Source organism: uncultured Winogradskyella sp. (genome assembly GCF_947501905.1).
GTDB lineage: Bacteria > Bacteroidota > Bacteroidia > Flavobacteriales > Flavobacteriaceae > Winogradskyella.
In genome coordinates this window covers 31,512-41,672 of record NZ_CANMXL010000008.1, presented here as the reverse complement: position 1 = coordinate 41,672, position 10,161 = coordinate 31,512, and the positions used below count along the sequence as shown (strand labels likewise).

The 10,161-nt window shown below is 32.2% G+C and carries 11 protein-coding genes; 8 read left to right on the top strand and 3 right to left on the bottom strand.

Annotated elements, in window-relative coordinates:
* Window positions 1-378: 378 nt before the first annotated feature.
* Together Q0770_RS14590 and Q0770_RS14585 are read right to left on the bottom strand one after the other, a co-directional pair.
* Window positions 379-1,179: a TIGR00266 family protein gene (locus tag Q0770_RS14590; protein WP_299118167.1), complete on the bottom strand. Its 801-nt coding sequence runs from the start codon at window positions 1,177-1,179 to the stop codon at window positions 379-381.
* 103 nt (window positions 1,180-1,282) lie between these two features.
* Complete coding sequence (locus Q0770_RS14585; protein WP_299118165.1) at window positions 1,283-1,741, bottom strand: DUF4442 domain-containing protein; 459 nt, start codon at window positions 1,739-1,741, stop codon at window positions 1,283-1,285.
* 431 nt (window positions 1,742-2,172) lie between these two features.
* Here Q0770_RS14585 and Q0770_RS14580 point away from each other — a divergent pair, with 431 nt between their 5' ends.
* From Q0770_RS14580 to Q0770_RS14550, 7 genes are all read left to right on the top strand, one after another.
* Window positions 2,173-2,619 (top strand): DUF4870 domain-containing protein, encoded by a 447-nt coding sequence (locus Q0770_RS14580; RefSeq protein ID WP_299118163.1) that lies wholly within the window; start codon window positions 2,173-2,175, stop codon window positions 2,617-2,619.
* Between the two features lie 82 nt (window positions 2,620-2,701).
* Window positions 2,702-3,043 carry a PadR family transcriptional regulator gene (locus tag Q0770_RS14575; RefSeq protein WP_188374066.1) on the top strand — a complete coding sequence of 114 codons (342 nt, stop codon included), beginning with the start codon at window positions 2,702-2,704 and terminating at the stop codon, window positions 3,041-3,043.
* The gene (locus tag Q0770_RS14570) at window positions 3,040-4,899 is read left to right on the top strand and encodes a PspC domain-containing protein (RefSeq protein ID WP_299118161.1); all 1,860 of its coding nucleotides are present in this window, start codon (window positions 3,040-3,042) and stop codon (window positions 4,897-4,899) included. Before Q0770_RS14575 ends, Q0770_RS14570 begins: the two co-directional genes overlap by 4 nt.
* 98 nt (window positions 4,900-4,997) lie before the next feature.
* The gene (locus tag Q0770_RS14565) at window positions 4,998-5,801 is read left to right on the top strand and encodes a DUF3471 domain-containing protein (RefSeq protein WP_299118159.1); all 804 of its coding nucleotides are present in this window, start codon (window positions 4,998-5,000) and stop codon (window positions 5,799-5,801) included.
* A gap of 47 nt (window positions 5,802-5,848) precedes the next feature.
* The gene (locus tag Q0770_RS14560; RefSeq protein WP_299118157.1) at window positions 5,849-6,583 is read left to right on the top strand and encodes a head GIN domain-containing protein; all 735 of its coding nucleotides are present in this window, start codon (window positions 5,849-5,851) and stop codon (window positions 6,581-6,583) included.
* A 2-nt stretch (window positions 6,584-6,585) separates the two neighbouring features.
* Window positions 6,586-7,443, top strand: a complete 858-nt coding sequence (locus Q0770_RS14555; protein ID WP_299118155.1) for a hypothetical protein — start codon at window positions 6,586-6,588, stop codon at window positions 7,441-7,443.
* A gap of 192 nt (window positions 7,444-7,635) precedes the next feature.
* Window positions 7,636-8,478, top strand: coding sequence for a GIN domain-containing protein (locus Q0770_RS14550; protein WP_299118153.1), 843 nt, complete (start codon window positions 7,636-7,638; stop codon window positions 8,476-8,478).
* A 47-nt stretch (window positions 8,479-8,525) separates the two neighbouring features.
* Here the strand turns inward: Q0770_RS14550 and trxB are convergent, their stop codons facing one another.
* A complete protein-coding gene (gene trxB, locus Q0770_RS14545; protein ID WP_299118151.1) occupies window positions 8,526-9,509 on the bottom strand; it encodes a thioredoxin-disulfide reductase in 984 nt (327 codons plus the stop codon).
* A 162-nt stretch (window positions 9,510-9,671) separates the two neighbouring features.
* On the opposite strand from trxB, the gene Q0770_RS14540 reads away from it, so the two are divergent.
* Window positions 9,672-10,151: a hypothetical protein gene (locus Q0770_RS14540; protein ID WP_299118150.1), complete on the top strand. Its 480-nt coding sequence runs from the start codon at window positions 9,672-9,674 to the stop codon at window positions 10,149-10,151.
* Window positions 10,152-10,161 lie beyond the last annotated feature (10 nt).

Sequence of the window (10,161 nt, the reverse complement as noted above, 5' to 3'; positions counted from 1 at the left end):
TGCGTCGTTACATCCCATTAGCAATGCTAAGAGACCGACAAAGATTATTTTATTTATTTTTTTCATATTATTTTTTTAATGTGGATGTTTAAACCATAAGAAGTTGTTAGCAGTTTAAGAAAACCTCTTATGGATGTTTTTAAAATCGGTTATCTGCAAAAGAAAAATTAGTCTTAACTAATGCATCTTTTGAAGTTAGTATCTGGGACATTCATAGTTTGATAATAGTACAAGTCATAGACTAGTAAAAATCTAAATAATAAAGTAAAATTTCTCATTGCATTTTTTTTTTAGTTCATGTAATTAAGATGCTCTGAACTAAAAAAGGTTGCGCAAAAAACACAACCTTTTTAAAATCTTACCTCAATTTTTAAAGAATCAAAATCGATTATCACCATCCAACAAATCGCCGAGGCCTCCAAGAATACTACCTTCTCCTCTACTTTTTCCTCCAGCTTTTGGTGCAGATGCAATAACTCGGTCTGCTAGTCGACTAAATGGTAGTGATTGTATGTATACTTTTCCTGGACCTTCAAGTTTGGCAAAAAACAAACCTTCACCTCCAAATATTGAATTCTTTATACCGCCTACAAACTCGATATCATAATTGACATTTTGTGTGAATCCAACTATACAGCCTGTGTCGACACGCATAACTTCACCGGCTTCCAAAGTTCTTTCTGCCATTGTTCCTCCTGCATGAACAAATGCCATACCATCACCTTCGAGTTTTTGCATAATAAAACCTTCGCCTCCAAAAAGACCCCGTCCAAGTTTTTTAGAAAACTCAATACCTATACTTACACCTTTTGCAGCACATAAGAAAGCATCCTTTTGACATATAAACTTTTCTCCAAATTCTGTCAAATCAATTGGTATTATTTTTCCTGGATAGGGTGAAGCAAATGATACATTTCGTTTTCCTACAAGGTCATTATAAAAAGCGGTCATAAACAAACTCTCACCGGTAAGAATACGTTTTCCTGCGCCTAATATTTTACCTAAAAAACCTTTATCTTTTTGTGAACCATCTCCAAAAATGGTATCCATTTTTATCCCATCATCCATCATCATAAAACTTCCAGATTCTGCAATAACACCTTCTTGTGGATCAAGTTCTATTTCTACATATTGCATTTCTTCTCCGTAAATACGATAATCTATTTCGTGTGCTGTCATCTTATTGATTATTTTTTTGATTTACATATATGTTGAATTGATTATGATTTTGTTACAAACAATTCAACTACATTTTTACTTCAGCGAAGTATTGAAAATATAACTATTCACTTTTTATTTTTAACGTCCATTCAAAATTAAAATCAGATACTTGTATGCCTTCTTTATTAATACCTTTTGCATTTAACCAGACGGTTTGCCCTTCTTTAGTATCTATAGCATTGGAGATGGCTTCATCGATTTTATAGCCTTCAATACATTCAAAAGTGATTCTTCCTGTAGCCTTTTTTGTAAATGATGCATTATTACTAGCCACTAACATGGATACTTTTTGACCACTCTCTCTAATCTTTTTCATCACTAAAGCACCCGTAGTTAACTCTGCTGCCATACCTTGTACTGCCCAAAACATAGAGCTAAATGGGTTCTGATTAATCCAACGGTACTTTACACTAACAGTACATTTGGCATCATCTAAATACGTAGCTCTTACGCCAGTAAAATATGCCGCGGGTAATTTGAATAATAAAAAGGAATTTAATTTACGTGGTGTTATTCTCATAATAAAACATGACAAATTATATGATATAAATATATCACTTTGGGATAACTAAATTATGTCTTAAGAAACATTTTATTGAAAAAGTAGGTGTTATTAAATCATAGCTGTTATATAAATAGACAATGACTAATCATTATGAAGTTTATATACATTATCATTATAGCCTTTTTACTCTTCTTGGTATATAAGCTACGTGAATATTTATATTCAAAAAATCATTAAACATCTTAGTTCTAGTTTTCAATATCTTCATTTTTTCATGTCATTTTTTTATGGAATTGCCTGTATTTAAAGGATAGAGTCACTTATTAAAATGATATATTCAATCATTCGAATATGTTAATAAATTGTTAATTTTTAGTACTATGTTTTGCATAATACCTTTGTTTGGATATATATTTGCATAAGAAACTATTATATACTTTTGTAAAATGACAACAGAGCATCATAAAAACATAGCAACTTTTATACATTTATCTACTTTTTCAAGATTCCTAATACCATTTGGAAATTTCATAGGACCAATTGTATTATGGGTAGCTAACAAGGATAAATCAGACTTTGTTGACAAACATGGAAAACAAGCTATTAATTTTCAGATAAGTATTCTTTTATATGCTTTAATTATTGGTACAATTAGTATCCCATTTTTCATTTTTAAAGTTTTCAATGGTATAGACTTTATAGATTTTAATGGGATTTACGATTTTCATATTAATATAGGAAGACCTTCTCCTTTACTCTACATAACTGGTGGGATAGGCATTATTGCCTTTCTCGGCTTTTTAATAGAGTTAGCACTTATTGTAAAAGCTAGTATATCAGCAAGAGACGGAAAAGACTATAATTATCCACTTACAATCAATTTTTTAAAATAATATATGCTGGATTATTTCAGCCAATCATCAATCAAATCAATCAAAAAATGAACAGTTTATTAAATGTTAATCTCATAAAAGTATGAAGATAGAAAACACAAAAGCACAAATGCGTAAAGGCGTTTTAGAATACTGCATTTTATCCATCTTAAAAGATGATGATGCATACGTTGCAGAAATTCTTGGCACGCTTAAAGACGCAAAAATGCTTGTTGTAGAAGGAACTATATATCCGCTATTGACAAGATTAAAAAACGCAGGACTTCTCAATTATCGTTGGGAAGAATCTACTTCTGGACCGCCAAGAAAATATTACGGTCTTACGGAAACAGGGAAGTTATTCCTAAAAGAATTAAACACGACTTGGAGTGAATTACAAAACGCAGTAAACCTAGTAACACGCACAAAAACAACAAAAAAATGAATAAAACAGTCAATATAAATTTAGCAGGGGTATTCTTCCATATAGACGAAGACGCATATCTTAAGTTATCGCGCTATCTTGAGGCTATAAGACGTTCATTTACAGACTCTCAAGGTCGCTCTGAAATTATATCAGATATAGAAGCACGTATCGCAGAACTTTTTAGTGAGCGCATACAAAACGACAAACAAGTTGTAGGTATAAAACTCGTTGACGAGGTTATTACAATCATGGGGCAACCAGAAGATTATTTGGTTGACGATGAAATTTTTGAAGACGAACCTCAACACAAAAAACAACGACAAACCAAAAGCGGGCCAAGCAAAAAACTATACCGTGATACAGATAACTCTTACATAGGTGGTGTAGCTGCTGGTCTTAGTCACTATTTGGGTATAGACATGGTCTGGGTACGTTTACTTTGGGCATTATTTGCTTTACTTTCTGGCGGTACTTTTATTTTAATCTATCTCATCTTCTGGGCTTTAGTCCCAGAAGCTGGTACAACAGCCGAAAAGCTAACCATGACTGGTGAACCGGTAAATATTAGCAACATCGAAAAAAAAATTAAAGACGGTATTGACGTTGTATCCGAGAAGGTTAAAAATGTAGACTTTAAAAAACACGGAGACAATATTAAAGAAGGTTTTGAAAATGTCGCTGACAACATATCAGAAACTGTAAAAAGTGTAGATTTTGAAAAGCAAGGTAACCGACTAAAAAACAAGTCACGAAACTTTTTTGAAACTATAGGAGACATCGTCATGTTCTTTCTTAAAGTCTTTGCTAAGTTCTTTGGGATTATAATGATTATAACTGGTATAAGTGCCTTATTAGGACTTCTTATTGCTTTCTTTACCATAGGAGTTACAGATGCTGTACACTTTCCAGGAATGGATTTTGTAGATGCTGCTAATACTGCTAATGTTCCTATTTGGTTAATGTCCCTTCTGCTATTTTTTGCTGTAGGAATACCATTTTTCTTTTTGTTTTATCTAGGATTAAAAATCTTAGTAAACAACTTAAAATCTATAGGAAATCCTGCAAAATTTACACTTTTTGGTTTATGGATAATTGCCATAATAGGATTAGCAGTTACTGGTGTTAAGCAAGCAACTGAACACGCATTTGACTCAAGAGTTACAGCTAAAGAACAATTAGACATAAGGCCAAATGATACTTTAACAGTAAAAATGGTCACAAATGAAAATTATAATAAGTATTTCTATAGACATAACAACAGTTACAGTTTAGCTAGAGAAGAAAATGATGACCGCATCATTTATAATTCAGACATAAGACTTATAGTAAGATCTACTACTGATTCAATAGGTAGAATAGTAATAGAGAAAAGGGCTTCAGGGAGCAACTATGATGTAGCAAAACAAAGAGCACAAAACATAAATTACAATTACGCATTTAGTAATAACGAATTAAAACTAGATGCCTACCTAACTACTAGTTTAGATAATAAATTTAGTGAACAAGAAGTCACAGTAATAGTTTATCTACCTGAAGGTTCTATACTCTATGCAGACAATAATACTTATAGTTTTCACAGAAATTCAAGTTATTACAATGACATCTTAGATAATGGCATGGAAGAAAAGTATTTAAGAATTATTGAAGATGATGTTATCTGCGAATCTTGTACCGAAGAAGAAACTGAATATGAGACTAGAAACCAAAGAAGTTCTTTAAAAATCAATTCGGAAGAAGGCATTGTTATTAAATCTGGTGACAGTGTGAAACTAAAAATCGATTCCGATGGCATTAAAGCAAATGGTTCTGATGTCCAAGTAAGAATCGATGACGAAACTGGTGTCGAAATCAAAACTAAAAACAACGACAATTAACAATTCAGGTCAATCAATCAACAGTTCAGGTATTTAAAATTTTACCAACCAATCATTTTTTAAATATTTGAACTGTTTTTAAATCATCAATCAAAAACATGAATCAATCAAAATCAATCAAAATACTTTTGCTATGCACTATCGGACTGATAATCACTTCCGGTATTGCATATGCTCAAGTGGATAAAACCTCTGAGTTATACAAAACATTAAAAACCAACGATAGTTTACTATTTAGTGTTGGTTTTAATACTTGTGATATTAGCCAATTTGAAAGGTTTTTAGCTGAAGATTTAGAGTTTTACCACGATAAAAGCGGTATTGAAAAAGGAAAAACTGTTTTTATTAAAGGTGTAAAAAGTGGCCTATGTAAACCAAATAATACAGAAAAGATAAATCGATACCTAGTTGAAGAAAGCTTAGAAGTTTTTCCTTTATACAATAACGGAAAACTTTATGGTACTATCCAAAAAGGAGTTCATTATTTCTCACAGGTAAAAGATTTAAAATTCGATGACAGTGACAACTCTGCTCAATTCTCGCATTTATGGTTATTAACCAATGGAAAATGGGAGATTAAGCGTGTGTTTAGTTATAATCATATCGCAAAAGAGATTAAGAAAGAGCTTAAATCTGTTGTAATACCTCAACAAATATTGAGTTCATATACTGGGAATTACAAAGCTCCAAAAACTGGAAATGTTACTATAAAACTTAGCGGTAATAATCTTAGCCTAAAAGCTGGTGAAATGGAAGCAATAATAGTAGCCATATCTCAAAACACTTTTGCACATTCAGAAGCATCTCTCATTTTTGAATTCACAAAAAATGAAAATGGAAACATATCTAGAATGGTAGTTAAGGAAAATGGAAAAATAGTTGAAACAGCAATTAAACAATAATCACTCGGCCTGAGCTAGTCGAAGGGTCAATCAAAAAACAAACAATCATGAGCACATTAGCAAGAATTATCGCAGCAAGTATAGTTGCACTATTTATAACATCCTGCGTCTTTGACGTTAATCTCGGACCTGGCGTCTCAGGTGACGGAAATGTAACAATCGAAAAACGTAATATCTCCGACGACTTTGATAAAATAAAAGTAAGTAGAGGTGTTGAAGTTGAGTTAACTCAAGGTAACACTGTATCTCTTAAAGTAGAGGCTGATCAAAACTTACAAGACGTAATTACTACAGAAGTAGACGAAGATAATGGTGTTCTAAGAATCTCAACTAACGAAAACATAAAATCATCTACTTCAAAAAAAGTAATCCTAACTGTTAGAGGATTATATGATATAGAAACAACAAGTGGTGCTTATGTAGCTTCTGAGAACACATTTGATATGGATAAGCTAACCATTGAATCTACTAGTGGTAGTCATGTAGATATTGATATTATAACCAATAGACTTAAATGTGAGTCTACAAGTGGCGCAGGAATTAAAATCAGTGGACGTACTGATGAATTAAGTGTTTCTGCAACTAGTGGAAGTTATGTAAGAGCTGGAGATTTAAAAGCAAAAACTACAAGAGTTTCTGCAACAAGTGGCGCAAGCATTTCTGTTAATACATCTAAAGAGTTGACGGCAAACGCTACAAGTGGCGGAAGCATTAAATACTCAGGTAATCCTGAAAAAGTCAATAAAAGTGACGGTGTTTCTGGTAGTATTAGAAAACAATAGTAATGGCGCGAAGAGTTATCTATAGTATTCTTTTATTAATTTCATTATTTGTAGTACTATTCTATTTTGATGTTATATGGAAATCTCCATCTTATTACAAAACAAAAAATGAAGTTGAGCTAGTTAGTCCCATAATGGATATGGAGACTTATATGAAGATAGCAAGTGAACATAGACGACCATATATATTTACACAAAATTCGGAGTCAGGTGGAAAGGTAATTGTAGTGGGAACTAATCATATAAACAATCCAAGCCATAGTCAATTTGACTCTATTAGACACTATTGGAAAGAACATAAACCAACATTTGCATTGGTAGAAGGTCGATTAGGCTTTTTCTTTAAATGGATTCATAACCCAATCAAAAAGTATGGCGAAAGTGGATTAACTACTCAATTAGCAAAAGAAAGCAATATAGATTTATATACTTGGGAGCCTTCTCGAGAAGATGAAATTGAAATGCTATCAAAAAAGCATTCAGCAAAAAAACTAGCTATGTTTTATTCATTGAGACCTTATTTTCAATTACCTGAAGGAGAAAGAAATGAAGATAATTTACAAGCATTAATAAAAGAGCGAACAGATTATAAAAAATTGAGAAACTCAATTTCCAAATGGCAAGAAATTGATAGTATATGGAGAGTGGACTTCCCAGAATTGGATTGGAGAACCTTTAAATCGGGCTATGGTTATCCTGGATACCTCCATGATATATGGAATGATTCAAATCTGGCAAGAAACAAACACATGATAAATATTATATATGAACAAGTAAATATGGGAGAGACTGTATTTATAACTATGGGGGCAAGTCACGCTCCAAGAATAGAGAATGCTATCAAAAGTATTATATATTAAAGTCAATCAACAACCAATCCAACCAAACTGAATACCAATTCAGTTAACAAAAGCCATTTCAAACACATCATATTGTTTGGGATGGTTTTTGCATATATTTGTTTAGCTAATACATTTTAAAATGAAATAAACATCTGTAACGTCAAAAAAAGCGTATAATTACAGTAGATGTTTATTATAAAACAAATGATTATGAAACTATACAAACTCATATACATTTTATTTCTAACATTTGGAATTGTGCATTTTGGCAATGCGCAATCAAAAGAAAAAATAAAAGGGAATAGGAACGTTACTATCAAACAAACCTACATTGATGATTTTAATGCTTTAATCATCAAAAATAATTTTGATGTAAAAATCGCCTATAATAGTAAAGCCTCTGTAGAAATTGAAGCAGATGACAACCTTCATGAGGTTATTGATGTTAATGTAAGTGCAGGTGTTTTAAATATCACAACAAATAAGCGCATTACCTCTAAAAAGAAACTAATTATCACCGTAAACTATAGTAATGCCCTTGAAGAAGTAGAACTCTATGATAATGCTGAGTTACGCTCATTAACGTCTATGGAGCTTAATGATTTTAAACTAAAAACAGAAAACAACTCAAGAGCTTACCTTAACGTTAAGTCCAATAGCTTTAGCTTCTCAGCTAGTAATAAATCAAAAAGCAGACTTAATGTAGTTGCAGATAGCACATCTTTTATAATGAGTGATAATAGTAAACTTGACGCTCTTGTTAGTGGGAAAATTTCATCTTTTGACCTCTACCAAAGCGCTGATGCTTCTATAGAAGGTGATGCAGAAAATGCAATATTACGTTTTGATAATTCAGCTAATTTTACTGGAAAAAATTACACTATTAAAGACGCTAATCTTTTAATAGAAAGTAATAGTGATGCTACTTTAAATATCTTAACATCTTTAAAGCTTAATGCTTCGGGCAATAGTGAAACTTATATCTATGGCGAACCCAAAATAGAGTTAGAACTATTTACGGATACTGCGAAACTTCAAAAAAAGAAACTATAAAAAAAGCCGAAGATTATCTTCGGCTTTTTTTATATGTAATAACATTCTTAGTTATAAGTCGATGTAGCAACTTCAAAAGAAGAATCTTTAGCTGCTAAGTAACGTTCGGCATCTAGAGCAGCCATACAACCTGTTCCAGCAGCAGTAATTGCTTGTCTATAAACATGGTCAGCGGCATCTCCACTAACAAAAACGCCTTCGACATTAGTTTTGCTAGTTCCTGGAACAGCATTGATAATGTAACCAGTTTCGTCTAAATCTAAATAATCTTTAAAGATATCTGTATTTGGTTTATGACCAATTGCAACAAAGAATCCTGTTGCTGGAATATCATGTACATCTCCTGAAATATTATTTTTTACTCTCACTCCAGTAACAACTTGACCATCTCCTAACACCTCTTCTGTTTCAGTATTAAAAAGAATCTCAATATTTTCAGTGTTCTTAACACGAGCAGCCATAATTTTTGAAGCTCTAAATTCATCTCTACGAACTAGCATTGTTACTTTTTTACACAACTTAGATAGATAATGTGCTTCTTCACAAGCTGAATCTCCTGCGCCTACAATAACAGTTTCTTGATTTCTATAAAAGAAACCATCACAAACAGCACATGCAGAAACACCTCCACCTAATTCTAAATACTTTTGTTCAGAAGGTAATCCTAGATATTTGGCTGAAGCTCCTGTAGAAATTATAATAGTATCTGCATGCATTTCTTTTTCACCATTTATCCATACTTTATGAATATCACCTGAAAAGTCAACTTTAGTAATCCAACCATGACGCACATCTGTTCCAAAACGCTCCGCTTGTTTCTGTAACTGTATCATCATTTCCGGGCCTGTAATTCCATCTGGATATCCTGGGAAGTTTTCGACATCATTAGTTGTGGTTAACTGACCACCAGGCTGCTCACCTTGATATAAAACTGGAGCCATATTTGCTCTTGCAGCATAAATCGCGGCAGTATAACCTGCAGGTCCAGAGCCAATAATTAGGCATTTTACTCTTTCTATAGTATCTGACATAATTGTATTCATTTAATCAAAGCAAAAGTAGTTTTTTTAGGCAAAACCTTACATAGAAGTTATCAACAGAAACAATGGTTTTATTCATAAATCTTATGACTTAAAAACCGATCATTATTTTTTGTAACTTATTGAGTGTTAAACCACTCAAACCTACTCGCTATGAAAACAACAATTTACAACTTACTACTTCTACTTTTTGTAATGTCATGTACTAACAACAAGTCTGCAATACCAATCTCTAAAGAAGTATCTGAATTAAATAACATTGAACAACTTTCTATTGAAGGTAATTGGGAAATGGTTGGCTTTTATAATTACAAAGACAATGTATTGACGGACTCTTTTAAAACAAACATAGGCTACAGACAAGTAAAAATGTTTAATAAAGACAAAGTCATGTGGAGTAAACTAGTACCAACAGATTCTATTGAATGGTTTGGCTATGGAAGTTATACCGCAACAGATTCAACGCTTACAGAAAAAATGGAATATGGCTCTAGCGTAATGAATAAAGTTATAGCAGAACAACAAGAGTTTAAATATAGACTAGTGCTTACGCAAAATACATTTAGTCAGATACAAATAGATGAAGAAGGCAATATGGTTTATTCAGAAAACTATAAACGTATTAATGAATAAAACCTAAATT

What these genes read in the sequence shown, in the direction of transcription:
- Q0770_RS14580 (WP_299118163.1), top strand. Translation starts at nt 2,173, where the DNA reads ATGACAACAGAGCATCATAAAAACATAGCAACTTTTATACATTTATCT.
- Q0770_RS14555 (WP_299118155.1), top strand. Translation starts at nt 6,586, where the DNA reads ATGGCGCGAAGAGTTATCTATAGTATTCTTTTATTAATTTCATTATTT.
- Q0770_RS14570 (WP_299118161.1), top strand. Translation starts at nt 3,040, where the DNA reads ATGAATAAAACAGTCAATATAAATTTAGCAGGGGTATTCTTCCATATA.
- Q0770_RS14590 (WP_299118167.1), bottom strand. Translation starts at nt 1,179, where the DNA reads ATGACAGCACACGAAATAGATTATCGTATTTACGGAGAAGAAATGCAA.
- trxB (WP_299118151.1), bottom strand. Translation starts at nt 9,509, where the DNA reads ATGTCAGATACTATAGAAAGAGTAAAATGCCTAATTATTGGCTCTGGA.
- Q0770_RS14575 (WP_188374066.1), top strand. Translation starts at nt 2,702, where the DNA reads ATGAAGATAGAAAACACAAAAGCACAAATGCGTAAAGGCGTTTTAGAA.
- Q0770_RS14585 (WP_299118165.1), bottom strand. Translation starts at nt 1,741, where the DNA reads ATGAGAATAACACCACGTAAATTAAATTCCTTTTTATTATTCAAATTA.
- Q0770_RS14540 (WP_299118150.1), top strand. Translation starts at nt 9,672, where the DNA reads ATGAAAACAACAATTTACAACTTACTACTTCTACTTTTTGTAATGTCA.
- Q0770_RS14560 (WP_299118157.1), top strand. Translation starts at nt 5,849, where the DNA reads ATGAGCACATTAGCAAGAATTATCGCAGCAAGTATAGTTGCACTATTT.
- Q0770_RS14565 (WP_299118159.1), top strand. Translation starts at nt 4,998, where the DNA reads ATGAATCAATCAAAATCAATCAAAATACTTTTGCTATGCACTATCGGA.
- Q0770_RS14550 (WP_299118153.1), top strand. Translation starts at nt 7,636, where the DNA reads ATGAAACTATACAAACTCATATACATTTTATTTCTAACATTTGGAATT.